Here is a 24,231-nt window from a genome sequence, read left to right on the forward strand (position 1 = left end):
CACGATGCGCGCGTCACCGATCAGCCCGACTGTCGATTTCGATGCAGAGGGCGTTCAGCACGGCTTCCTGAAGCTGCCGTACTCGCGCAACGATTCCGCGTGGGGCGCCGTGATGATTCCGATCACCGTGATCAAGCGCGGCGTCGGCCCGACCGCGCTGCTCACGGGCGGCAATCATGGCGACGAATACGAAGGGCCGATCGCGCTGGCGAAGCTCGCATCGACGCTTGAAGCAGAGGACGTGAACGGCCGCGTCATCATCGTGCCATTCATGAACTATCCGGCGTTTCGCGCGGGCACACGCACATCGCCGATCGATGCGGGCAATCTGAACCGCAGCTTTCCTGGCAGGGCGGACGGTACGGTAACGGAAAAGATCGCGGATTATTTTCAGCGTCATCTGTTGCCGCTCGCGGATTACGTGCTCGATATTCACGCGGGTGGCCGCACGCTCGACTTCCTGCCATTCGCCGCCATCCATGTGCTGAACGATGCGACGCAACAGGCGCGTTGCGAAGCGGCGATGCGCGCCTTCGGCGCGCCGTATTCGATGCGCATGCTGGAGCTCGACAGCATCGGTCTATACGACAGCGCGGCGGAGGAAGCGGGCAAGGTATTCGTGTCGACCGAACTCGGCGGAGGAGGTTCATCGACGGCTAAGAGCGTTGCCGTCGCGGAGCGCGGCGTGCATGGCTTTCTCGCTTATGCGGGCATCATCGAGAAGCCGAAGGCGCAGGGCGAAGCGCGCACGACGACCCTGCTCGATATGCCCGATGGTTCGTGCTACACGACGAGCGAGCACTCGGGTTTGCTTGAGATGTGCCGCGATCTCGGCGACATGATAAAGAAAGGCGATGTGCTCGCGCGTGTCCACGATATCGGCCGCACAGGTGGTGCGCCGTTCGAATATCGGGCGAAGCGTGATGGACTGCTCGCGGCGCGGCATTTTCCGGGCCTCGTGCAGACGGGCGATACGGTTGCGGTGGTAGCGGATATCGTCGAACGCAACATTGCTGTGAGCGTGATGTGATCAAGCTCGACCGCTACGATCTGGCCATTCTGCGCATTCTTGCGCGGGACGGCCGCATTACAAAATCGCGTCTCGCGGAAGAGGTCAACCTGTCGATCTCGCCGGCTTGGGAGCGCGTGAAGAAACTCGAAGATTGCGGGCTCATCAAGGGCTATCGCGCGGATGTCGACTGGGCGGCTGCTTTCAAGGGCAGCCGTATCGTCGTTGAGGTGACGCTTTCGCGTCATACCGCGGCGGATATGCGGCGCTTTGAGGAGCGTGTCGCGGCGGCTTCCGAAATCGTGCAGTGTTATGCCACCGGCGGTGGCGTGGATTATGTGCTGCATGTCGTGTCGCGGGATATCGATCACTATCAGCGGTTCATTGATTCGTTGCTCGTCGAGGAATTGGCGATCGAGCGGTACTTCACTTATATCGTGACCAAGGTCGTCAAGAATGTTGAAGGGCCGCCGGAGTGGGTCGATGATTCGGATTAAATTGTTGTCGCCGGGGCGACGAAAATAATCGAACTCCACAGCGAGCCAAACAGAAAAAACACCAAGCACCGCAGTCAATAACAAAAAACTCCAGGACCTCGGTACCTTTAAAGTGAACGGTATCGGATCAACGTAAATCGCCCAGCCCCCAGGGCGAGTCCAATGCGTAAGGAGACATCCATGCTTCTCGGTCATCCCGTTCTGTTCAAATCGCTTTGCTATGTCGACGGCCGCTGGGTTCACAGCGACAGCGCCGCGTCCATCGCGGTAACGAATCCAGCAGATCAGAAAGTTATCGGCCATGTGCCGATGCTCGACAAAGCGCAAATTGCCGGCGCAATCGACGCCGCCGACCGCGCGTTCCAGTCCTGGCGCTGGATGCCGCAGCAAAAGCGCAGCGCACTGCTGCTGCGCTGGCACGAACTCATCATGCGTCACCTGTCCGACCTCGCGGGCATTCTGTCGCTCGAACAAGGCAAGCCGCTCGCCGAATCCAAAGGCGAGATCGCCTATGCCGCAAGCTTCGTCGAATGGTTCGCGAATGAAGCGAAGCGTCTGACAGGACGCACCATTCCTACGCATATCGATGGCGCACATCTCGGTACCGTGATGGAACCCGTGGGCGTCGCCGCGCTCATTACGCCGTGGAATTTTCCGGTCGCGATGATCACGCGCAAAGCCGCGGCCGCAGTCGCCGCCGGGTGCACGGTCGTCGTCAAGCCGGCGCACGAAACGCCATTCTCCGCGATTGCTCTCGCACAACTCGCCGAGGAAGCAGGCTTCCCGCAGGGCGTGTTCAATGTCGTCATTGGTGAACCGCAAATGGCGATGCAAACGCTCGTCAGCGATACGCGCGTACGCGCCGTCAGCTTCACGGGCTCGACGCGCGTCGGCCGCCTGGTCGCGCAAACGGCAGCGCAGGCGGGCATCAAGAAGCTCGCGCTCGAACTCGGCGGCAATGCACCCTTCATCGTCACGGAAGACGCGGATCTGGAACATGCCGTGCGCGTCGCAGTGGGCGCCAAGTTTCAAACGTCGGGACAGGACTGCTGCGCTGCAAACCGCATTCTGGTCGCGCGTCCGCTGTATGAACAATTCGTCGAACGTTATACGGAAGCGGTGAAGGCACTCAAAGTGGGCAACGCTTTCGAAGCGAATGTCGATATCGGTCCGCTCATGCATCAGGCCGCATTCGATTCGACCGTCGCACGCGTGGACGATGCGAAAGCGCAGGGTGCGCGCGTGACCGTAGGCGGAAGGCCGCACGCGCTCGGCGGCTGGTTTTATGAACCGACGGTCGTTGCCGATGCCAAACCCGGCATGCGTATCTACGACGAAGAGAACTTCGCGCCGATCTCCGCGATTTCCCCGTTCGATACGCTCGATGAAGCCGTCACGCGCGCCAACGACACGGAATACGGCCTCGCCGCCTACATCTGCGCGACGCGCATGGACACGATCTTCCAGCTCGTGCGACGCCTCGACTTCGCGATGGTGTCGGTCAACGGCGTGAAATTCACCGGCGCGCCGATTCCGTTCGGCGGCGTGAAAGCCTCGGGTCTCGGCCGCGAGGGCGGCGCGGAAGGCTTCGAGCCCTTCGTCGAAACCAAATACTTTTGCCTAGGCAATCTCGGCCTGCCGCTCACGAGCGCGGCCTGAAAGAATCATCCTCAAAGACACGCACTACCGGATATCAAGGAGAAGCACATGACCCAGCAGAATCAATCGCTCGAGCAACTGTTTGCCGAAGATCGCGCTCACTTCATGCACCCGTCCACGCACGCGCACGATCACGCAAGCGGCGCGCTGCCCGGCAAGATCGTCACGGGCGCGAAGGGCATTCGCATTCAGGATCATCAAGGCAAAAGCTATATCGACGCATTCGCGGGCCTCTATTGCGTGAACATCGGCTATGGCCGCACCGAAGTGGCCGAAGCGATCTATGAGCAGGCGAAGAAGCTCGCGTATTACCACACCTATGTCGGTCACTCGACCGACACGATCATCGAGCTGTCGTCGCGCATCATCGACTGGTCGCCGGAAGGCATGAAGAAGGTGTACTACGGCATGTCAGGTTCGGACGCCAACGAAACGCAGATCAAGATCGTCTGGTACTACAACAACGTGCTGGGCCGTCCGAACAAGAAGAAGATCATCTCGCGCGAACGCGGTTATCACGGCTCGGGCATCGTGACTGGCAGCCTCACGGGACTGCCGAGTTTCCATCAGAACTTCGACCTGCCGATCGAGCGCGTGATGCACACCGTTTGCCCGCACTGGTATCGCAAGGCGCCGGCCGGCATGAGCGAAACGCAGTTCACCGCCTATTGCGTGGAAGAGCTCGAAAAGCTGATCGCGAAGGAAGGCGCCGATACCATCGCCGCATTCATCGCCGAGCCGGTGATGGGCACGGGCGGCATCATCGCGCCGCCGCAAGGCTACTGGGAAGCCATCCAGGACGTGCTGAAGAAGCACGACATCCTGTTGATCTCAGATGAAGTCGTGTGCGGCTTTGGCCGTCTCGGCTCGAAGATGGGCGCGCAGCACTTCGGCATCAAGCCCGACCTCATCACGGTCGCGAAGGGCCTGACGAGCGCGTATGCGCCGCTCTCGGGCGTGATCGTCGGCGAGAAGGTGTGGGACGTCATCGATCGCGGCTCGCAAGAGCACGGCCCGATGGGCCATGGCTGGACCTATTCGGGACACCCGATCTGTGCGGCCGCGGCGCTCGCGAACCTCGACATTCTCGAGCGCGAGAACCTCACGCAGAATGCCGCCGATGTCGGTGCGTACTTGCAGCAGCAGTTGCACACCGCTTTCGATGCGCATCCGCTCGTCGGCGAAGTGCGCGGCGCGGGCATGCTCGCGGCGCTCGAATTCATGGCCGACAAGGACGAGCGCAAGCCGTTCGACGCGGCGCTCAAGGTCGGGCCGAAGGTGTCGGCGGCGGCGCTGGAGCGTGGCGTGATCGCGCGCGCGATGCCGCATGGCGATATCCTCGGTTTCGCACCGCCGCTCGTGACGACGCGCGCCGAAGCCGACGAGATTGTCGGCATCGTGAAACAGGCGGTCGATGCGGTGGCGAACGAAGTTATCGGCTCCGCACTTTCGACGCAAGCCGTCTGATTTTCTCGCGGCAGCAAGCAGCAGCCGAGGCCCGCGCAAATGCGCGGGCCTTTTTAATTTTTCATGTTGGCGACTCACTGGAATGCGAGTTGCTCTTCCATGTTCGATGCACGAACGAAAGGAGACTCAAGATGAGCGACAGCCAGCAGGAAACGGAAAGCACCGACAAGCCACTGGGCGATGCGGGCAGTGGCGCGAGCGGCGGCGGTTCGATAGGCAACACGCCGGGGCCTGGGTCCGCTACGGGCGGCGATCCCAGGCAGGGCGTGCGCAGGCCCAATGCCGCAGAGATAGAGCCCGAGAACAGGCGTCTGGACCAGCATCCGCATCAGACGGCGGAGGTGCCTTATGGCTCGGGAAATGAACCTGCGATTGCCGGCAAGGGCGGACTCGATGCCCAGAACGCGGATCTTCCCGATCCTGCGAAAAAACACACCGACCCACTGCGCCGAGACTGAGATAACTTCTGACGATAACTTCGTCGCTCTGGAAAACAAAACGGCCACTCATCGTGGCCGTTTCGCTCTTACCGTATTGCCGATCAGCGCGTCGCGATATACATGGTGATTTCAAAGCCGAAGCGCATATCGGTGAAACTGGGTGTTTCCCACTTCATAGAGCCTCCTTTGCGATGACTGGCCAGACGGATGTCGGACCGTTGCGCGGTCGATTGCTACCAGGCGCCGTGCAAAGCCGCGCACCCCATTCGACGCATTTCAATGCTACGCGACTTTAAGTGGATCACGATTGGAAATCGCTTGGTCGTCCATTTAATTTATTTATAGCGGACGTGGCCGATTTCCCGAATCGTCAGGCGTCGTACTCGCTTTGTCAGGCTCATTGGCCGGATCGCGTCGCAACCCTTCTCCGGGTCGAGGGATTACCCTGTCTGCATTTCTGTCGCCGACATTGTTCAGATTATTGCCTCCGGGCGCACGGGGTTGATCGCGCGTTTCGGGTGCTCGCGGAGATTCAGCCATTACATTTTCCTCCGTCTGGATTTGGTATCAACGGACGATCGAAAGCGATACGCCGAGCGAATGAATGCCGCATTGCGGAATGCAGTTATTCGGCCCGGGTCGCCTCGCGCAGAACCGCGTCCGCGCTGTCGAAATTGCGGTCGGTCATCTTGTTCAGCACGGCCATGACTTCGCCGTCCGCGCCATTGCTCTTCGCGAGCGCGATAAGCTTTTCCTTGCCCATCGGATAGTCGGCGCCCTTGAGCACTCGCTCGATCTCCTCGGGACGAGGTTCATCCGGATGCCGATGATTTTGCGCGTGCGCGGGATGCTGTGCCATTTCCGCCTCCTTGTTCGACGTGACGATAACGCTTGGGAGTCAGCAACGGCCGTACCCGTCTCGCGCGGCGGGATCGTTTGATGCTGCGCTATCGATGTAGCTCACCAAAAGAGAGAGGCACGGACAACATGGCAATCGCAGCAGACCGCATCTCCGAAACCGAAATCAAGATCGGAGACACCATCTATACCTTCGACGCCAAGGCTAGCGCCGATTCATTCCAACGATGTCTGGGGAACGGCTCCGTCGAAACGTGTGCGAAAAATCACGCGCCGGTTTCCACACGCGCCGCGCATGCAGACATAAGCGGCGCGCCGACGGGCGAACCCGGCAGCATCATTTCGCCATCGCTGGGCGGCCCCCCTTTTTGACGGCCTCAGAGCGCGGCGCTTGCAGTCGTCGCACGTGGCGCGAGTGATGTGCGCGTGAGGGCGTCGAGCGGCAGGGGTTTGTCGAAAAAATAGCCCTGAGCTTGCGCCGCGCCCATATCGCGTAGTACCGCGAGTGTTGCGGCATCCTCGACGCCTTCGGCGACCAGCGTCAGATCGAGCGATTCGGCCATGCGCACGATCGCACGCACGATGGCGCGACTGCGAGGGCTTTCTGTCAGTTCGAGAATGAACGACTTGTCGATCTTCAGTCCCGTGAACTGATACTGGTGCACGTAACTGAGCGACGAAAAGCCCGCGCCGAAGTCGTCGAGGACAACGGACATGCCGTTATCGGCAAGACGTTGCATCGTGCGTCGCGCGAGATCCGGCTCCGCGACGAGCGCGCCTTCCGTCAGTTCGAGACACACGCGGGTTGGCGACACGCGATAGCGCCGTAACAGCGCGAGCACGTCGTCGGCGAATTCGGGGCGCGTCATGCTGTAGCTCGAACAGTTCACGTGCACGGGCGGCCAGTGCGCAAACCGTGCGTTGGAGAGAATAGCGGCGACGCGCTCCAGCATGTACAGATCGAGTCTGCCGATGAGTCTCAATCCCTCTACCGAAGGCAGAAACTCAGCCGGACCGACAATGCGCCCATCGGGCTGACGCCAGCGAATCAGCGCTTCGAGCGCGACCACGTCGCCGCTCTTCACATCGACGATCGGCTGGAAATAGGGCAGCAGTTCATCGTCGCGCTTGATCGCGTTGCGCAACGCGCCTTCGCGTTCCACCTGGTCCGACACTTGACGTCGCAGTTCCTGATTGAACACGACATAGCTGTCACGTCCCGCGTTTTTCACGCGATACATTGCGGTGTCGGCGTCGCGCAGCAGATCAGCGGGCTCGGTGTGGAACTGGCTATCCGCACTCACGATGCCGATGCTGCACGACGAAAACACCACATGCTCTTCGATGTGAAACGGCAGGTCGAATGCGGAGAGAATGCGCTTTGCGATCGACACCGCATCGCGCACATGCGCGTTCGGCGAGAGCACGGCGAATTCGTCGCCGCCCAGACGGGCGAGCAGATCGGTCGAGCGCAGACACTCGCGCAGACGCGCGGCGGCCTGCACGAGCAGCATGTCGCCGAAATGATGACCGAGACTGTCGTTGACGACCTTGAAGCGATCGAGGTCGATGAACATGACCGACAGTTCGTCGCCGCGCGTCTGATAATCCCGCCACGCACAGCGCAGCTTGTGCATCAGATGGCTGCGGTTGGGCAGGCCTGTCAGCGTATCGTGCGAGTTCTCGTAGAGCAGTCGCGCGTTGACGTCGTCGAGTTCACGCGTGCGCGCCTGCACCCGCGCTTCGAGTTCGAGGTTCGCGGCATGGAGCGCTTCGGCGTCGCGGCGGCGCGAGAGCGCGGTATCGATATGCCGCGACACGAAGGTCAGCAATTCCTGATCGCGCAGCGAATAGCGCACGAGCGGCGAATAACTTTGCACGGCGAGCATGCCACGCACGACATCGCCATCGAACAGCGGAATGCCGAGCCACGAGCGGAGCTTTACTTCGCTGTGCTCGATCTCGAACGCACCTTCTTCGATAAGACGCAACGCCTCCGCGTGATCGATGAGGCGCGCACGCCGTTCCCGGATCACGTATTCCGTGAGGCCGCGCTGGCCGCGTCGCGGAGCGGGGCGATCCTGCACGATTTCATCGACGTAATACGGGAACGACACTTCGCGCGTTTCCGTTTCGATGAGCGCGATATAGAAATTGCGCGCATAGAGCAGCTCGCCGACGATGCCGTGCAGGCTGCGAAAAAACTCCATCGTGTCGCCCGGCCGGCTCGACAATTCTGCGATCTGGTATAGCGCAGCCTGCAAATGCTCGGAACGCTCGCGCTCCGCGATGCCGTGACGCAGCGCCGCGTTGAGCTTCGACAACTCGGACGTGCGGCGTGCGACCTGCTCTTCGAGATCGGCGCGGTGCAGGATGCGGTCGAGCGCCATCGCCACGTGCCGCGCGACGACGAGGAACAATGCGCGGTCCTCGGCGGTGTACATGCGCGACACGTCGTAGACCTGCATCGCGAGCATGCCGAATACTTCGTCGGCGGCGTTCTTGAGCGGCGCGCCCATCCAGAACTCGGGACGGTCGCCGATGCAGTAGAAGCGGCCCGCGCGCTCGGCCGCGCAGATGTCGGCGGCGGTGATGAAAAGCGGTTGCGCGCTCGTGAGCACCTGGCCCGTCATCGACAAACGCGCCGGATTCAGGATGTCGTAGTTTTCGGCCGCGACGACATCGGTATCGATCACGTCGACGTAGTACGGATACGTGATCTTGCCGGTCTTGCGGTCGTAGAGTGCGAGATAGAAGTTCTCGGCGTCGATCAGCGTGCCGAGCCGCTCGTGGACGCCGCGCAGAAAGTTCGCGCGCTCGGGCACCGAGCTCGCCAGATAAGAGATCTCATAGAGCACGCGCTGCGTGAGTTGCGCGCGTGCGAGCGTGTCGGCCTGCACACGCTCACCGAGCGTGCGCGCGAGTTCCGCCAGATGCGGATCGTGGCGATGCGCGACGGGCGCGAGCAGCCAGCCGAGCACACTCTCGCCGCGTCCGGTGGGCCAGCAATGCCAGCCATGCGCGAGGCACATCTGTGCAAGCCGTTCTTCGGCGATGCCGTGCGGCCATTCCTGTTCGTTGGGCAAGGGCGTGCCGCCGCGCCGCTCCAGGTGCAATTGCTCGCCCGCGCGATACCACGCCCATTGCTGCGGGCAACCCAGCTCGGCCGCCTCGCGCAACAAGGCCTCGATCGATGGCGCGAGACTCGCGAAGCGCTTCGCATCGGTTGTCGTTACGGTTGCAGGTTCGACCGCGGTTGCGCGAACAACCGGCGCGTCGGACGCGGGAAACACACTCATCGGCGCTCCAGGCCATATTGCCGCCACTGCCGGCGGCTCTCGTTCAGCGACTGCGTGCGCGCGCAAAAGCGCGCGTCTCAAGCAAACGTTCTAAACGGGCTAACGGCAGCGAGCTTACAGGCTTGAGTCCATCGGACAAAAAAGCACGCGCGGTAGATATCGAAGGGCTCACGCGCGGGCGTTCATGCCGCATGTGTCGCGCCGGAGGCGTCATGACCGGTAAATCGTTCGCGATACGCCTGCGGCGACACGCCGAGCGAGCGCAGAAAACCGCGCCGCATCGTTTCCTCGGAGCCGAAGCCGCAGCGCGCCGCGACCCGTTTCACTGGCAGGCCCGTATCGCCCAGCAGACGGCGCGCGGCCTCGAGCCTCATGCGCTCGATGGAGCGCGCCGGCGTGACGCCGGTCTGCGCGCGGTAATGACGTACGAAGCTGCGCTCGCTCATGCCGACGCGCGCCGCCAGCACGCCGATCGACAGATCCGCCGCGAGATTCTCCGCGATCCACGCATGCAGGTCGCCGAAGCGCTCACCGGAATTCTGCAGCGACAACGCCGCGCTGAACTGGGCCTGGCCACCCGGACGCTTCAGAAAGACCACGAGATGACGCGCGACATCGAGGGCGAGCGCGCGGCCCAGATCGTCCTCGACCAGCGCCAGCGAAAGGTCGATCCCCGCCGTGACGCCCGCGGAAGTCCACACGTCGCCGTCGCGGATGAAGATCGGATCGGCTTCGACGTGCACTGTCGGAAAGCGCGTCGCCAGTTCGGCGCAGCGCGTCCAGTGCGTGACGGCGCGGCGCGCATCGAGCAGGCCGGCCGCCGCGAGCAGGAACGCGCCCGTGCAAACCGACGCCGTGCGTCGCGCATGAGCGGCGTGCCCGCGCACCCAGTCGACCAGTTCGCGATTCAGAACCGCTTGATGCACGCCCCAGCCGCCGGCGACGATCAGCGTGTCGCAAGGCTCGGCCGCATCGGGCAGCATCTCGCCGACGAGCCCGAGCCCGGCTGACGCGCTCACGGCGCCGTCCCGCGAAATCACGCGCGGCCGATACGGGCGCGGCCCGCCCGCCGCCACGGCGAGTTCGTTCGCGGAGACGAACACCTGCAAAGGTCCGGCGACATCGAGCAACTGGACGTCGGGGAAGGCGAGCACGTCGATCAGACGCGGGGCATCGGTCTGCATGGCAACCTCGGGAGCGGATTGGCGGAAAACGTGGGTTGTGTGTCAATTTCGCCATAGAGTAGCGGGGTAGCATCGGTTCGTCCATTTCAATGAACCGGCAATCCATTCAACTCAAGGAGATGACGATGACGCTCAACATCGGCCTGCTGCTTTTCCCGCGCGTGCAGCAACTCGACATGACCGGCCCCTACGACGTATTCGCGCACATGGCCGATACCCGCGTGCAGCTCGTCGCGAAGACGCGCGACCCGGTGAAATCGAGCGCCGGCATGATCCTGACGCCAGACGCGAGCTTTGCCGATTGCCCATCGCTCGATGTGCTGTGCGTGCCCGGCGGCTCGGGTGTCGGCGATCTGATGGAGGACGACGAGACGCTCGCGTTCATCCGCGAACAGGCGGCGGGCGCGCGCTACGTGACTTCGGTGTGTACCGGCTCGCTCGTGCTCGGCGCGGCCGGCCTGCTGCGTGGCAAGCGCGCGACGACACACTGGGCCTTTCATTCGCTGCTGGCGGAACTCGGCGCGATCCCGGTGCAGGCGCGCGTAGTGCGCGACGGCAATCTGCTGACCGGCGGCGGCATCACGGCGGGCATCGATTTCGCGCTGACGCTCGCGGCGGAACTCGTGGGCGAACACGAGGCGCAGGCGATTCAACTGCAAATGGAATACGCGCCCGCACCGCCTTTCGATGCCGGCGATCCGACGCGGGCACCGGCCGACGTCGTCAGCGCCGTGCGCGAGCGTTCCGCGCCTTCGCTGGCAGCGCGCGGCGCGATCACGGCGCGGGTCGCGGAGCGCCTGAAACTGAATACGTAATGCAAAATGCGTAATGCCGGATGGATTACGCATATTTAATGCAATAAACCAGACGCGACGTGCTAGAAGCGCTTCTGCAGGAAGAAGCGCGGCTGGCCTGCGTGGAAGTCGGCGAGTTCGCCGAACGGCTCGTATCCGCAGCGCGCGTAAAGCGCGCGCGCCGCCGGATTGACCGTGTCTAGCCACGCGGCGCGGCAGCCGCGTTTCTTCGCTTCCTGCTCCGCTGCGTGCAGCGCGCGCGTGCCGAAGCCCAGGCCGCGCGCATCCTCGCGTATCCAGAGCCATTTGACGAAAAGCCAGTCCCAAGCCGTGTAGCCCGCAAGGCCGCCGATGAAATCGTCGCCCCGATAGACCGACACGGCGAGGTCGCGTTGATGGCTCGGGCCGAGTTGCGCGCGATTGAATGCGGCGAGGCCGCCCGCGACATCGCGCTCGAAAGTCGGGTCGACCCAGTCAGTGACGGAAAGCGAGACGTTCGCTTCCATGCCGTTTCGCTCAGCTCAGCTCAGGTCTGCGTCGCGGGCGCGACGGATGCGCCCTTGACGCCGTGGCGCGCGAGCGCATCCGCGACGAACCCCGAACGCTTCGCGTCTTCCACGAAGGCGCGCAGATAATGCGCGGCTTCGTCGCCACGGCTTTTCGGCAAGCCCATCGCTTGCTGGATGACCATGAAACGCCCGTCGAGCAGACGCAGGCCGGAAGTGCGCGCGGCATCGGCTTCGAGTTGCTGCTTCACGCCCGCGGCGACTTCCACGTCGTCGCGCAGAAAGGTTTCGACGACCGCCTGCGAAGACTCCGCGCGCAGAATCTGCGCATGTTTGATTTCACGCGTGAGGAACAGGTCGTACGCGCTGCCCTTGCCGACCACGATGCGATTGCCTTCGCGATCGACCTCTTCGTTACGCGTGAGCGGCGACGCGTCGCGCACCAGATAGCAGCCTTCGATCAGCACGTACGGCGCGGTGAACGCGATGCCCGCGCCACGCAGCGGATCGATCGCGAAGAAGCCGATGTCGGCGGCTTCGCTGGTCACCGTCTCGACCGACTTCGCCGCCGTGTCGAATGCGCTGAACGCGACCGGCACCCCGAGCCGCGACGCGAGCTCGCGCGCGAGATCGACGGACACGCCGCCTGGCTCGCCGCTCTGCGTTCGATGGGCGAGGATCGGATTGCCGAGATTGATCGACGCGCGCAGCGTGCCGGTCGGAGCGAAGGCGTTGAGCAAGGAAGCGGATATCGTCATGGCGTCGGTCCGTGGTTGGTTGATGCAGAATACGCGAACCATAAAGCGCTTGCCAAAGGAGTGCCATGCAAAGCGAACGCATCGATAGCCGTGCATTGATTCAGCGCCTGAAGCTCGAGCCGCATCCCGAAGGCGGCTTCTTTCGCGAGACGTATCGCGCGAATGGAAACGTCACGCGTGAAGGCGAGGGCGCGTTGCGCTCTGCCTCGACCGCCATCTACTTTCTGCTTTGCGATGGCGCGCATTCGGCGTGGCATCGCATTCGCTCGGATGAAGTCTGGCATTTCTACGCGGGCGATCCGCTCGACGTGCATGTGCTCGATGCGAAGGGCATGCTCGTCACGCATCGGCTCGGCAATGCGCTCGACCACGAGGACGCGGTGTTTCAGGCCGTCGTGAAAGCGGGCGACTGGTTCGCAGCCGTCTGCCGCGATGCGAACGGCGCGGCGCTCGTCGGCTGCACGGTCGCGCCGGGCTTCGAATTCAGCGAGTTCGAACTGGCCGCGCCGGGCGTGCTCGAAGCGCGCTATCCGCAGCATCGTGAACTGATCGCGCGGTTCGGACACAAGACGTGACGATGCCCTCCCGGGAGCGGTTATCATCGCGCGCAACATCCACTATCAACGCAAGGTCAGGCATGAGCGGAGTGCGCCGCGGAATTCAATCGATCGAAGTGGGCGGAGCGCTCTTGCGCGCGCTCGTGGATCACGGTGGCCCCATGTTGCTGGGCGATCTCGCGAAGAAGGCGGGGATGCCTTCGGCGAAGGCGCATCCGTACCTTGTGTCGTACGGCAATCTCGGCCTGATTCAGCAGGACCCCGCGACGGGCCGCTACGAACTCGGCCCGTTCGCGTTGCAGATGGGCCTGATCAGTCTGCAGCGCGTCGATCCGGTGCGCCTGGCGATTGCGGAGGTGGCTGGCATCACGCCGCCCATCGGGCATACGGTCGCGCTCGCGAGCGCGGGCAGCTATGGTCCGACGATCGTCCACATCCAGCAGGCGAGCGTGCCGATTCACGTGACCATGCGTACGGGCACGGCCATGTCGCTGCTGCAGACCGCGACGGGCCGCGCGTTCGCGGCGTATCTCCCGCCGATGACCGTCGATGCGCTCGTCGCGGTAGAGCGCGCGGGCGCGTTGCAGACCGGCGCCGAGCGGCGCGACTACACGCGCGCGCAGATCGACGCGATGCTCGCCGAAGTGCGCGAGCACCGCATCGCGCGCGCGGTGGATGAACCCGTCGCGGGCATCAGCGCGATGAGCGCGCCGGTCTTCGATCACTCGCGCAATATCGTGCTCGCGATCACGGCGATCGGGCCGAGCGGTTCGTTCGATGGCGCGTGGGACGGCGATATCTCAAAGGCGCTGCGCGCGTGCGCCGAACGTGTTTCGAAGCTGCTCGGCTTCGTCGCCGTCTGATTCGGCTTTGATCGGGCGCGGCGCTCATACCGGCCGCCAGTGCCCTGGCACCCACTGCCAGTGGTTGCCTTCCCATCGATAGTGCCCCTTCACCCAGCGATACCCCGGCGCGGGCGGCGGTGGCATGACCTCCGCCACCGGCGCGGGCTGCGGCGGATGCGCGGGTTCCACGACACAACCCGACAGCAGCGCGCCCGCCGTCATCGCGCTGACCAGCATCAGTGAAGCCTTCGCTTTCATACGTTTTCGTCCTCTAATGTTCTCAGGGGGCGGCATCACGCCGTCGTTTGCTTGAACGTTGAGGCAATCCGGAATCCGTCGCGCCAGCTTGTAAGCGGATGTAAGTGCCCCGTCGCGACCGGCGAGGCACGCATGCGCATTCGCCTCGCATTCGGGTAAACGCAAATTCAACAATATAAAACGACTTGTACAATGATGAACAACTAACCGAAAGCGAAGCGATTCGCGCCTGAGGCGAAAGCTTGAAGATGGAGACGATCGAATGTCCGTGAACTACGCCAGTCTGCGTTTCGAATACGAGCGCGCCCCCGATCACGATGCGCCCGCATCCGCGCCTTTTCCCGTCATCGTGGTCGGCGCGGGACCGGTCGGTCTTGCAACCGCGATCGACCTCGCGCAGCAGGGCGTGCGCACCGTTCTGCTCGACAACGACGACACCGTCTCCACCGGATCGCGCGCGATTTGTTTCGCCAAGCGCACGCTGGAAATCTTCGACCGCCTGGGCTGCGGCGATCGAATGATGGAGAAGGGCGTGAGCTGGAACGTCGGCAAGGTGTTTCTGGAGAACGACCTCGTCTACACGTTCAATCTGCTGCCGGAAACGGGCCATGCGCGTCCCGCGTTCATCAACTTGCAGCAGTACTACGTCGAGGGCTATCTTGCCGAGCGCGCGATGCAACTGGAGCATCTGCAATTGCGCTGGAAGAGCAACGTCGTCGGCGTGACGCAGCATGACGATCATGTCGAACTGCAGGTCGAAACGCCCGATGGCGTCTATGCGCTGAAGGCGCAATACGTCGTCGCGGCCGACGGCTCGCGCAGCGCCATGCGAAAAGCTCTCAATCTCGACAGTCACGGCCGCACCTTCAAGGATCGCTTCCTGATTGCCGATGTGAAGATGAAAGCGCCGTTCCCGACAGAGCGATGGTTCTGGTTCGATCCGCCGTTTCATCGCAACCAGTCGGTGCTGCTGCATCGACAGCCGGACGATGTGTGGCGCATCGACTTTCAGCTCGGCTGGGATGCCGACCCGGTCGCGGAGAAAGCGCCCGAACGCGTGATTCCGCGCGTCAAGGCCCTGCTCGGCGAGGACGCCGAATTCGAACTGGAATGGGTGAGCGTGTACACGTTCTCATGTCTGCGCATGGATAGCTTCAGGCATGGCCGCATCATCTTCGCGGGCGATAGTGCGCATGGCGTGTCGCCGTTCGGCGCGCGCGGCGCGAACAGCGGCGTGCAGGACGCGGACAATCTCGCGTGGAAGCTGAAGCTCGTCGTGAATGGCGACGCGCCGCATGCATTGCTCGACACGTATGCATCCGAGCGAGAATACGCGGCGGATGAAAACATCCTCAACTCGACGCGCGCGACCGATTTCATCACGCCGAAGAGCCCGGTATCGCGGCTCTTCCGCGACGCGACCTTGAAGCTCGCGAAGGACTGCGCGTTTGCGCGGCGCATCGCGAACAGCGGGCGTCTTTCGGTGCCCGCCGTGCTGCGCGACTCGCCGCTCAACACACCCGACCGTCCAGAAGACGCATTCAACGAAGCGATGATTCCCGGCGCGCCGTGCGTGGATGCACCCGTGCGCGTAGATGGCGACGACGCGTGGCTGCTGCATCAGACGCATGGCGGCGCATTCACCGGCATCTATTTCTGCGGGCTGGGACATGGTCCCGACGCCTGCGCGCAAAGCCTTGCGGCGCTCGCTAATGCGCCGCTGCCGGTGAGCGCGCTGGTGGTCGTGCCCAAAGGCATGACGGCCACGTTACCGGGCGTGACGGTAGTGGAGGATGTCGAAGGCATGGTCGCGCATCGTTTCGACGCGCGACCCGGCACCTTCTATCTGCTGCGGCCGGATCAACACGTATGCGCGCGCTGGCGCGCCTTCGACGCCAAAGCGGTCGATGCGGCCGTCAAGCGCGCAACCTGCAACGGATGAATCGTATGAAGCTCAATCTCGAACTGAACATTCCCGATCACGACGCGTTCTACGAGCGCCTCATCGACACGCACAACGGCTTGTCAGACGAACAGAGCCAGATGCTCAACGCGAAGCTGATCCTGCTGCTGGCGAATCATATCGGCGACAACGACGTGCTGAAGGAAGCGCTGACGATGGCGCGTCACGGCCTCGTCGCGAACTGATCCTCGAGCGCGATGCCCACGCGCTCGCAGATGAACGCGCCGATGCCCGCGATGTCATCGAGCGCGAGCAGCGGCAGCGCCGTATCGAGCGCGGCGGGTTCGTCGGTTGCGATTGCAATGATCGCCACATCGGTTTTATAGAGCGGATCGCGGCCCGCCGAGGGCCGCACCACTTCCAGCCGCGGTATCGGCTCGCGCGCGAATCCCTCGACGATCACGAGGTCCGCGTGCGAGAGGCGCGCGGCCAATTCGCCAAGCGGCGGCTCGTCCGCACCGTTCAATTCGCGCACGATCGCATAGCGATAAGGCGACGCGATCAGCACTTCTCCCGCGCCCGCGCGACGAAAGCGCGCACTGTCCTTGCCCGGCGGCTCCAGCTCGACCGAATGATGGCTATGTTTGATGACGTTGACGACGAGGCCGTGCGCCCCCAGCCACGGCAGCAGTGCTTCGATCAACGTGGTCTTGCCCTGTCCCGAGCGGCCCGAGATGCCGAAGAGCGGCGGATGACGCGAATTCATGCGAATGGTCGGCTGATTTGTAAGTTTTGGAGCGATGTCCACCGTGAGGCGGAGTCGGTCAAGAGAGTGTAACGGGTCGATGGCGAGCGGCCTGAAATCGCGCTATCGTCGGGCATTGCCTTTGCGGCAGATCACGCTCGCGCGCAGCGGGCTTCCGACCCGCTTTTGACCTCCGTCGCGCGCTGCTTCAGGCGTTCAAAGGACCCGACATGGCCGAAGACAATCCCAGCACTGCTATCGCACCGCAGCAGTTTTCCACCGACGTGATGCTCGAAAAATACGCCAAGGGCGACGAGACGCGCGTCGAAGATATCTATCGACGCGTGGCGCGCGGTGTGGCGCAAGCCGAACCGCAGGAGCTACGCGCGAAGATCGAAGCGGAGTTCGTCGATAACTTCAAACGCGGCGCGCTCGGCGCGGGACGCATCATGAGCGCGGCGGGCGCGGGCATCGACGCGACGCTCATCAACTGCTTCGTGCAACCCGTCGGCGATGCGATACAGGGCGCCGACAGCAACGGTCTGCCGGGCATCTACGTCGCGCTGCTTCAGGCCGCCGAGACGATGCGGCGCGGCGGCGGCGTCGGCTATAACTTTTCCGCGATTCGTCCGCATGGCGCGCGCGTGCATTCCACGGGATCGTCGGCATCGGGTCCGTGCAGTTATATGGACGTGTTCGATGCATCGTGCCGTACGGTGGAAAGCGCGGGCGCGCGGCGCGGAGCGCAGATGGGCATACTCGACTGCACGCATCCCGACCTGCTCGAGTTCATCGCGGCGAAGCACGAGAAAGGACGCTGGAACAACTTCAACGTCTCGGTCGCGGTCACCGACGAATTCATGCAGGCCGTCGCCGACGACGCAGTCTGGCAACTGGTGCACAAGGCAGAGCCATCGCCTTCGCAACGCACGGCCCAAGGCATTCATCAGCGCGAAGACGGTTTATGGGTCTATCGCGAGGTGAACGCGCGCGAAGTGTGGAACACGATCATGCGTTCGACCTACGATGTCGCCGAACCGGGCATCGTGTTCATGTCGCGCATGAACGGCGACAACAATCTGCGCGCGATCGAAGCGATCCGCGCGACCAATCCATGCGGCGAGCAGCCGCTGCCCGCATACGGTTGCTGCAATCTCGGCCCGCTCAATCTCACGCGTTTCGTGCGCGATCCGTTCGCGCAGATGCGCGGTGGCCAGCCGTCATTCGACTGGGACGGCCTCATGCACTCCACACGCACGCAAGTGCGTTTCCTCGACGACGTGCTCGACGTGACCCTCTGGCCGCTCGACGAACAGGCGCGTGAAGCAGAAGCGAAGCGCCGGATCGGCGTGGGCTTCACCGGACTCGGCGACGTACTCGTGATGCTCGGCCTGCGTTATGACGCGCAGGAAGGGCGCGATTTCGCGGCCCGCGTCGCACGCACGATGCGTGACGAGGCGTATCGCGCATCGGTGGAACTCGCGAAGGAACGCGGCAAGTTTCCGCGCTTCGATGCGAAGCGTTATCTGGAAGAGGGCACGTTCGCGTCGCGTCTGCCCGACGACATCAAGAACGCGATTCGCGAGCATGGTATTCGCAACAGCCATTTGCTTTCCATCGCGCCGACCGGCACCGTGAGCCTGGCGTTCGCGGACAACGCATCGAACGGCATCGAGCCCGCGTTCTCGTGGACCTATCAGCGCACCAAGCGCATGGCGGACGGCTCGCGTCAGACCTTCGCCGTCGAGGATCATGCGTACAGGCTTTATCGCGAGATGGGCGGCGATGTGAACGCGCTGCCCGACTACTTCGTGAGCGCGCTGGAAATGTCCGCGCACGATCATATGGAGATGATGGCAGTGGTGCAGCCCTTCGTCGATACATCGATCTCGAAGACCGTGAATGTGCCCGCCGATTATCCGTTCGACAAGTTTCAGGATCTTTACCTCGAAGCGTGGCGGCGCGGCCTGAAAGGGCTGGCCACTTATCGTCCGAACGAAACCCTCGGTGCGGTGCTTTCGGTCACGCCCGCTGAAACACCGAGCGATTCACCCGATCCCGAACTCGATCTCGATCCGTTGCGCATCGCAATCGATCATCGGCCGAAGGGGGAGTTGCCCGCGATCATCGAGAAGGTCGAGTATCTGACGCAGGCGGGCAAGAAGTCGCTTTATCTCGCGGTGTCGTTCATAGAGGTGACGGGACGCATCGGCGGCGAGGACGTGACGATCGAGCGGCCCATCGAGTTCTTCATTCCAACGGGGCAGCGCGACGAATCGCAGCAATGGATCACCGCGACGATGCGTTCCCTGTCACTCGCCGCGCGCGGTGGTTTCGCTGCGCGCACCCTGCAGGATATGCGCAAGGTGTCGTGGGATCGCGGACAGGTGCGGCTCGGCGATGTCGAGCGTCTCGATGGTCATCGCAGTCCGCGCTGGCACGACTCCGAAGTCGCGGCGTTAGCGTATGCGATCCAGCAGATTCTTCATCGCCGCGGTTTTCTCGATGCAGAAGGCGATCAGGTACCGTCGCGCATGCTTGCGCGCCAGCGCGCCGATCGCACGTCGCATCCGGTAGCTGTAGCAGACGAGCCCGATGAAGTATCCGAGGGTGTCGCGCCAGGCGAGTTCGATCCTCATGGCCTTCCCCAGATGCACGGCCGAAAATGCGAGACGTGTGGTGCTAACGCGGTCATCCGCAAGGACGGATGCGACTTCTGCACGTCATGCGGTGAGATCGGCGCGTGCGGTTAAAAGGTTGAACAAAAAAGGCGCGGGCCTTCGTCCGCGCCTTCATCTCATGCGCACTGCGCGCGTTCTTCCATTTCCTGTTTCGTTTCCTCTGCAACGGCTTGCGTACGCTTTGCCTGTTGCACGAACGGACGCCACACGGGCGTGGCCGAAGGGAAATCGTCCAGCAGCGAGAACTGCTCCAGCGAAGTGTTATCGAACATGATGACCTCTCGATTCAATTGCTGACACGCGCATTAACGCGTTACGTTTGTCTGCGTCGCCGAGCCATTGGCGTACTCGACGATCTCACGGTTGCGTGCTTCCGCCTGTGCGGCATCGCGCGTGCGCTGCTCGCTTTGCGCGGCAACTGCATCGCCCCACATGCTGCGCTCCGGATACGTATTGCGATTCAACGCGGGCAGCGAACCGTTCGAATACGCGGCGGCCAGTTCGGCGCGCACCTGAGCGCGCGTCTTCGGCGTATCGCCGGCATTGGTCTGCGTTTGCGTCTGCACCTGATACGTGCCCGCATGGCCGATGCCCTGACCGCTTTCCGCGAACGCGGTGGTCGTGACGACGGCCGAGATGGCGGCGAGTGAGAACCCCGTGATGAGCTGTTTCATGCTTGCGACTCCTTTCATTCGGATGCTTCGTGCGGGCAAATGCGGATTGCATTCGGTGGATCAGCACGCTGCGTTACGAATGAATGTATCCGCGCGGCATCACGCGGATAAATGCCGGATCGGCGAATAGATTTATCGATTTCGGCGAATAATCGCGCCGCGCCTTGACGGGCGGGCGTTTGCGGCGCGATGAAAGAATCGTCAGGCGAGCTGCTTGTGGAAGAAAGTCGTGGCGCAGAAGGCGCCGTCGGGCATGAGCGCATAGTTCGGCACGACGCCGACGCGCTGCCATCCGGCGCGTTCATAGAGACGTTCGGCATCGCCGCCGGTGACGGTATCGAGCACGAGCACGGACTTGCCTGCGGTGCGCGCGGCATCGTCGGCGGCCGTCATAAGACGATGCGCGATACCTTGCCTTCGCGCGCGACGCGCCACCAGCATCTTCGCGATATCCGCGCGATGCGGCTGATTCTCGGGCTGATCGATGACGACCTGCACCGTGCCCACGATGCGCGCTTCGCCATCGACGGCCACGAGCAGGATGCGTTCGTCGCGCGCGACGCCATGCGCCACGCGTGTCCAGAATTCGACTGCCGTGGCGCGCGAGATCGGCAGCATGAAGCTCACGGACGCGCCGCCTTCCACGCAATCGATGAGCACGTCCGCCAGCGCTTCGACGTGGTCGAATACTTCGTTCGCGCCAATGCGGCGCACGGTGATGTTGTCGTTCATTGTTGTTTGCCGTGACGCCTGATGTCAGATGATTCGCTATGCAACGACATCTTCGGTGCCCGCGACTTCCGGCGTGCCGTGACGAATCACGGTCGGCGACGCGGTGCTCGTCGGCAGGCAGCGCTCTTCCGCGTCCTTCTGACCCTGCAGGAGCGGACAACGCTCGAACAACTCGGCTGCCCAATCCACGAACACGCGCACCTTCGGCGACAGATGCCGGTTATGCGGATACACCGCGGAAATAGGCATCGGCAGCGGATTCCATTGCGGCAGCACCTCGATCAGCTCGCCCGCGCGCAAATGCGGCAAGGCCATGAAACGCGGCACCTGAATGATGCCCACACCCTTCAGGCCGCAGCTCAGATACGCTTCGGCATCGTTCACCGCGATCATGCCGCGCATCTTCACTTCAATGGTTTCATCGTCCACGACGAAGTCCATGTCCATCACGCGGCCGGTGCGGCTCGAAAAGTAGTTCACGGCCGTGTGGTTCTGCAAATCCTCGAGCGTCTTCGGCGTGCCGTTGCGTTCGAGATATTGCGGCGCCGCTACGGTCACGCCCTGAAACACGCCGATGCGCCGAGCGACGAGACTCGAATCCTGCAGCGTGCCGACGCGAATCACGCAATCGACGCCTTCCTGAATCAGATCGACCGGCTTGTCGCCGAAGCCCATCATCAGTTCGATATCCGGGTAGCGCGTGTGGAAATCGCATAGCTGCGGCATGACGATGAGCCGCCCGATCGCGCCCGGCATATCCACGCGCAGCTTGCCGTGCGGACCTTTTCCGCTGCCAGAGAACGAGCTTTCCGCTTCCTCGATGTCCGCGAGTATGCGCACGCAGCGCTCGTAATACGCAGCGCCGTCCGGCGTGAGATTGAGTCTGCGCGTGGTGCGCTGAAGCAGGCGCACGTTCAGGTGCGCTTCAAGGTTCTGAATGATTGTCGTGACGGATGCGCGCGGCAGATTGAGTGTGTCCGCTGCGCGCGAAAAACTGTTTGTGTCGACGACGCGGGTGAAGACCTGCATTGCTTGTAGCCGATCCATGTTCTCTCACCTTCTTTGCTTAGCGACGCAAGGAATTAAGCGCGCGCTAAAGAATGCCCGAAACAAAAATCGCGAGGGATAACCACGATTGTTCGGTGCGACCGAATTGTGTTGCCGGATTATAGGCATTTATTAAAAAAGGCGCGGCCTCCAGAATTCGCACCATCGCAACCCATGCGTGTCGGCCTTGCTGCATCGGCCCTGCACCGAAAATAACCATGGCAACACTGTTGGATCTGGAGTCGAGTCCGCGCCTGTGCATCGAGGATGCGCAGATCACCGGACACGTTCAACCAATCACCCTGCGCAGCTATCGTCCCGCCTCGGATGGCACGGTGCTGCCCATTGTTCTTTACTTCCACGGCGGCGGTTTTATTCGCGGCGGACTCGACGACGCCGACATCGCCGCCGCGACCATCGCCCGCGATACGCCCGCGTGGGTCATCTCCGTGGGCTATTCGCTCGCGCCCGCGTTTCCGTTTCCGGCCGCGCCGGAAGACGGTTATCGCGCGGCGCAATGGGCGGTCGCCCATGCTCGCGCACAGCGCGCGGACCCGCAGCGCATCGGCATCGCGGGACATGATGCGGGCGGCAATCTCGCGACATGCGTGGCCGCTATCGCACGGGATCGCGGCGATATTCGCATGTCCGCGCAAGCGCTGCTCGCGCCGCTGCTCGACCCGAGCATGACGCGCCTGGCCGACGAACGCAAAGTGCTGTGTCCCGATTTCGAAGCATGCGAATGCGCGCAGTGGTATCGCGCTTATCTGCCGAATGCATCGCAACGTTTGCATCCGTATGCCGCGCCGCTCGAATCGCGCCGTCTCGCGGGATTGCCGCCCGCGCTCATCGCGAGCGCCGAGCATGACCTGCTGCATATCGAAGCGGAGAAATACGCGGGCGAACTGATTGCCGCCGGTGTGCCGACCGAAGTCACCCGTCATTGCAAGACTTCGCATCAGGCACTTGCCGCGCATCCCGACGCACTCGCCGATGTCGTCGCTTTCTTCAGGAAGCGGCTGATTCGCGGAAAGTGACCGCAAGAAACGGCAGGCCAGTCACGCATCACACAACAACAATCTCAACGCAACCGGAGCCTCTCATCATGTCTTTCACTCGCAAACGCATCTACGCCGCGCTGGGCGCGGTGCTGATCGTCGCCGGCGCGGGCGGATACACCGCCTGGCACGGTCACGGCGATTCAGCCATCAACGAAGCCAAAGCCGCCGCGCACAGCCCGACCGCCACCGAAGTCGATGTGGCGAACGTCGTATCGAAGACCATCACCGACTGGCAAAGCTATTCGGGTCGTCTCGAAGCGGTCGATCACGTGGACATTCGCCCGCTCGTGCCGGGCACGATCGTAGCCGTGCATTTCAAGGACGGCCAGCTCGTGAAGAAGGGCGATCCGCTCTTCACGATCGATCCGCGTCCGTATGAAGCCGAAGTCGATCGCGCGCAGGCGCAACTCGCGGCGGCGCAGGCGCGCAATGGCTACACATCGACCGATGCGGCGCGTGCCGAACGCCTGCTCGCCGATAACGCGATCGCCAAGCGCGATTACGACGAAAAGCAGAACGCCGCGCGCGAGGCCGTCGCCAACCTGAAGGCCGCGCAGGCTGCGCTCGAAGCCGCGAAGATCAATCTCGCGTACACGCATATCACCGCGCCCGTGTCGGGCCGCGTATCGCGCGCCGAACTAACGGTGGGCAACATCGTCTCGACGGGCGGCAACGCGCCCCTGCTGACGACGCTCGTATCCGTCTCGCCGATCTACGCCTCGTTCGATGTCGATGAACAAACGTACTTGCGTTATCTCGGCCGCGATGCGGGCAGCACCGTGCCGGTGTCGCTCGGTCTTGCGAACGAGGACGGCTATTCGCGCGAAGGCGTGGTCGATTCGGTCGATAACCGCCTCGATACGACGTCCGGCACGATCCGCGTGCGCGCGCGCTTCAACAATCCGGACGGCACGCTGGTGCCGGGCCTCTATGCACGCGTGAAGGTGGGCGGCGGTACGCCGCACGCGGCCGTGCTCGTCGACGATGCCGCTATCGGCACAGATCAGGACAAGAAGTACGTCATGGTCGTCGACAAGGACAACCGCGTGCAGTACCGCGAAGTCACGCTCGGCGCCACGCACGAAGGCCTGCGCGTGATTTCGAAGGGACTGGAGCCGGGCGAACGCATCGTTGTGAACGGTTTGCAGCGCGTGCGTCCGAACGATGTGATCAAGGCCAACAACGTCGCGATGAACAACAGCGGCGATGCGCCGGTCGTGAAGACCGCATCCGCACAGTGATGCGCGTCATCCGCAA

The 24,231-nt window shown here is 63.0% G+C and carries 26 protein-coding genes; 14 read left to right on the forward strand and 12 right to left on the reverse strand.

Annotated elements, in window-relative coordinates:
• The first annotated feature begins 4 nt into the window (after positions 1 to 4).
• The 5 genes from doeB to AWB79_RS15700 all read left to right on the forward strand — a co-directional run bounded on the left by doeB (position 5) and on the right by AWB79_RS15700 (position 5,090).
• Complete coding sequence (doeB, locus tag AWB79_RS15680; RefSeq protein ID WP_061168336.1) at positions 5 to 1,030, forward strand: N(2)-acetyl-L-2,4-diaminobutanoate deacetylase DoeB; 1,026 nt, start codon at positions 5 to 7, stop codon at positions 1,028 to 1,030.
• On the forward strand, positions 1,030 to 1,506 hold the full coding sequence (locus tag AWB79_RS15685) for an Lrp/AsnC family transcriptional regulator (protein ID WP_061168470.1): 477 nt from the start codon (positions 1,030 to 1,032) through the stop codon (positions 1,504 to 1,506). Before doeB ends, AWB79_RS15685 begins: the two co-directional genes overlap by 1 nt.
• 180 nt (positions 1,507 to 1,686) lie before the next feature.
• The gene (locus AWB79_RS15690; RefSeq protein ID WP_061168471.1) at positions 1,687 to 3,165 is read left to right on the forward strand and encodes an NAD-dependent succinate-semialdehyde dehydrogenase; all 1,479 of its coding nucleotides are present in this window, start codon (positions 1,687 to 1,689) and stop codon (positions 3,163 to 3,165) included.
• Between the two features lie 48 nt (positions 3,166 to 3,213).
• Positions 3,214 to 4,632 carry an aspartate aminotransferase family protein gene (locus tag AWB79_RS15695; RefSeq protein WP_061168337.1) on the forward strand — a complete coding sequence of 473 codons (1,419 nt, stop codon included), beginning with the start codon at positions 3,214 to 3,216 and terminating at the stop codon, positions 4,630 to 4,632.
• A 131-nt stretch (positions 4,633 to 4,763) separates the two neighbouring features.
• Positions 4,764 to 5,090, forward strand: coding sequence for a hypothetical protein (locus AWB79_RS15700; RefSeq protein WP_061168338.1), 327 nt, complete (start codon positions 4,764 to 4,766; stop codon positions 5,088 to 5,090).
• Positions 5,091 to 5,173: 83 nt separating this feature from the next.
• Here AWB79_RS15700 and pqqA read toward each other — a convergent pair whose 3' ends face one another.
• Positions 5,174 to 5,248: a pyrroloquinoline quinone precursor peptide PqqA gene (gene pqqA / locus AWB79_RS40810; protein WP_008353049.1), complete on the reverse strand. Its 75-nt coding sequence runs from the start codon at positions 5,246 to 5,248 to the stop codon at positions 5,174 to 5,176.
• Positions 5,249 to 5,697: 449 nt separating this feature from the next.
• Positions 5,698 to 5,931 carry a DUF2795 domain-containing protein gene (locus tag AWB79_RS15705; protein ID WP_061168339.1) on the reverse strand — a complete coding sequence of 78 codons (234 nt, stop codon included), beginning with the start codon at positions 5,929 to 5,931 and terminating at the stop codon, positions 5,698 to 5,700.
• A gap of 32 nt (positions 5,932 to 5,963) precedes the next feature.
• Here AWB79_RS15705 and AWB79_RS15710 point away from each other — a divergent pair, with 32 nt between their 5' ends.
• A complete protein-coding gene (locus AWB79_RS15710) occupies positions 5,964 to 6,302 on the forward strand; it encodes a hypothetical protein (RefSeq protein WP_232470914.1) in 339 nt (112 codons plus the stop codon).
• Positions 6,303 to 6,307: 5 nt separating this feature from the next.
• Here the strand turns inward: AWB79_RS15710 and AWB79_RS15715 are convergent, their stop codons facing one another.
• Both AWB79_RS15715 and AWB79_RS15720 read right to left on the reverse strand, forming a co-directional pair.
• On the reverse strand, positions 6,308 to 9,229 hold the full coding sequence (locus AWB79_RS15715; protein WP_061168341.1) for a sensor domain-containing phosphodiesterase: 2,922 nt from the start codon (positions 9,227 to 9,229) through the stop codon (positions 6,308 to 6,310).
• Positions 9,230 to 9,411: 182 nt separating this feature from the next.
• On the reverse strand, positions 9,412 to 10,413 hold the full coding sequence (locus AWB79_RS15720; RefSeq protein ID WP_074169383.1) for a GlxA family transcriptional regulator: 1,002 nt from the start codon (positions 10,411 to 10,413) through the stop codon (positions 9,412 to 9,414).
• Positions 10,414 to 10,538: 125 nt separating this feature from the next.
• On the opposite strand from AWB79_RS15720, the gene AWB79_RS15725 reads away from it, so the two are divergent.
• Positions 10,539 to 11,228, forward strand: coding sequence for a DJ-1/PfpI family protein (locus AWB79_RS15725; RefSeq protein WP_061168473.1), 690 nt, complete (start codon positions 10,539 to 10,541; stop codon positions 11,226 to 11,228).
• A 62-nt stretch (positions 11,229 to 11,290) separates the two neighbouring features.
• On the opposite strand, the gene AWB79_RS15730 is transcribed toward AWB79_RS15725, so the two are convergent.
• Together AWB79_RS15730 and AWB79_RS15735 are read right to left on the reverse strand one after the other, a co-directional pair.
• Entirely contained in the window at positions 11,291 to 11,713 is a 423-nt protein-coding gene (locus AWB79_RS15730) for a GNAT family N-acetyltransferase (protein ID WP_061168342.1), read from the reverse strand.
• A 20-nt stretch (positions 11,714 to 11,733) separates the two neighbouring features.
• The gene (locus AWB79_RS15735; protein ID WP_061168343.1) at positions 11,734 to 12,471 is read right to left on the reverse strand and encodes an ABC transporter substrate-binding protein; all 738 of its coding nucleotides are present in this window, start codon (positions 12,469 to 12,471) and stop codon (positions 11,734 to 11,736) included.
• Positions 12,472 to 12,536: 65 nt separating this feature from the next.
• Between AWB79_RS15735 and AWB79_RS15740 the strand changes: the two genes are divergently transcribed.
• Complete coding sequence (locus tag AWB79_RS15740) at positions 12,537 to 13,046, forward strand: cupin domain-containing protein (protein ID WP_061168344.1); 510 nt, start codon at positions 12,537 to 12,539, stop codon at positions 13,044 to 13,046.
• Positions 13,047 to 13,108: 62 nt separating this feature from the next.
• Positions 13,109 to 13,891, forward strand: a complete 783-nt coding sequence (locus tag AWB79_RS15745) for an IclR family transcriptional regulator (RefSeq protein ID WP_061168345.1) — start codon at positions 13,109 to 13,111, stop codon at positions 13,889 to 13,891.
• Positions 13,892 to 13,915: 24 nt separating this feature from the next.
• On the opposite strand, the gene AWB79_RS15750 is transcribed toward AWB79_RS15745, so the two are convergent.
• Entirely contained in the window at positions 13,916 to 14,131 is a 216-nt protein-coding gene (locus AWB79_RS15750) for a YXWGXW repeat-containing protein (RefSeq protein ID WP_061168346.1), read from the reverse strand.
• Positions 14,132 to 14,393: 262 nt separating this feature from the next.
• On the opposite strand from AWB79_RS15750, the gene AWB79_RS15755 reads away from it, so the two are divergent.
• Together AWB79_RS15755 and AWB79_RS15760 are read left to right on the forward strand one after the other, a co-directional pair.
• The gene (locus tag AWB79_RS15755) at positions 14,394 to 16,073 is read left to right on the forward strand and encodes an FAD-dependent oxidoreductase (RefSeq protein ID WP_061168347.1); all 1,680 of its coding nucleotides are present in this window, start codon (positions 14,394 to 14,396) and stop codon (positions 16,071 to 16,073) included.
• A 5-nt stretch (positions 16,074 to 16,078) separates the two neighbouring features.
• Entirely contained in the window at positions 16,079 to 16,279 is a 201-nt protein-coding gene (locus AWB79_RS15760; RefSeq protein WP_061168348.1) for a DUF2783 domain-containing protein, read from the forward strand.
• On the opposite strand, the gene mobB is transcribed toward AWB79_RS15760, so the two are convergent.
• Positions 16,258 to 16,800: a molybdopterin-guanine dinucleotide biosynthesis protein B gene (gene mobB / locus AWB79_RS15765; protein WP_061168349.1), complete on the reverse strand. Its 543-nt coding sequence runs from the start codon at positions 16,798 to 16,800 to the stop codon at positions 16,258 to 16,260. The genes AWB79_RS15760 and mobB overlap by 22 nt on opposite strands.
• 209 nt (positions 16,801 to 17,009) lie before the next feature.
• Here mobB and AWB79_RS15770 point away from each other — a divergent pair, with 209 nt between their 5' ends.
• Positions 17,010 to 19,532: an adenosylcobalamin-dependent ribonucleoside-diphosphate reductase gene (locus AWB79_RS15770; protein WP_061168350.1), complete on the forward strand. Its 2,523-nt coding sequence runs from the start codon at positions 17,010 to 17,012 to the stop codon at positions 19,530 to 19,532.
• A 44-nt stretch (positions 19,533 to 19,576) separates the two neighbouring features.
• Here the strand turns inward: AWB79_RS15770 and AWB79_RS40085 are convergent, their stop codons facing one another.
• The 4 genes from AWB79_RS40085 to AWB79_RS15785 all read right to left on the reverse strand — a co-directional run bounded on the left by AWB79_RS40085 (position 19,577) and on the right by AWB79_RS15785 (position 21,913).
• On the reverse strand, positions 19,577 to 19,732 hold the full coding sequence (locus tag AWB79_RS40085) for a hypothetical protein (protein ID WP_198399036.1): 156 nt from the start codon (positions 19,730 to 19,732) through the stop codon (positions 19,577 to 19,579).
• A 33-nt stretch (positions 19,733 to 19,765) separates the two neighbouring features.
• Positions 19,766 to 20,134, reverse strand: a complete 369-nt coding sequence (locus tag AWB79_RS15775; RefSeq protein ID WP_061168474.1) for a DUF4148 domain-containing protein — start codon at positions 20,132 to 20,134, stop codon at positions 19,766 to 19,768.
• Between the two features lie 201 nt (positions 20,135 to 20,335).
• The gene (locus tag AWB79_RS15780; protein WP_061168351.1) at positions 20,336 to 20,866 is read right to left on the reverse strand and encodes a GNAT family N-acetyltransferase; all 531 of its coding nucleotides are present in this window, start codon (positions 20,864 to 20,866) and stop codon (positions 20,336 to 20,338) included.
• Between the two features lie 36 nt (positions 20,867 to 20,902).
• Complete coding sequence (locus AWB79_RS15785) at positions 20,903 to 21,913, reverse strand: LysR family transcriptional regulator (RefSeq protein ID WP_061168352.1); 1,011 nt, start codon at positions 21,911 to 21,913, stop codon at positions 20,903 to 20,905.
• Positions 21,914 to 22,131: 218 nt separating this feature from the next.
• Here AWB79_RS15785 and AWB79_RS15790 point away from each other — a divergent pair, with 218 nt between their 5' ends.
• Positions 22,132 to 22,950 (forward strand): alpha/beta hydrolase, encoded by an 819-nt coding sequence (locus AWB79_RS15790; RefSeq protein ID WP_061168353.1) that lies wholly within the window; start codon positions 22,132 to 22,134, stop codon positions 22,948 to 22,950.
• A gap of 68 nt (positions 22,951 to 23,018) precedes the next feature.
• Positions 23,019 to 24,215 carry an efflux RND transporter periplasmic adaptor subunit gene (locus AWB79_RS15795; protein WP_061168354.1) on the forward strand — a complete coding sequence of 399 codons (1,197 nt, stop codon included), beginning with the start codon at positions 23,019 to 23,021 and terminating at the stop codon, positions 24,213 to 24,215.
• The last annotated feature ends 16 nt before the right edge of the window (positions 24,216 to 24,231 follow it).

Origin of the sequence: Caballeronia hypogeia (genome assembly GCF_001544875.2) — a bacterium.
In the GTDB taxonomy this organism is placed as follows: domain Bacteria; phylum Pseudomonadota; class Gammaproteobacteria; order Burkholderiales; family Burkholderiaceae; genus Caballeronia; species Caballeronia hypogeia.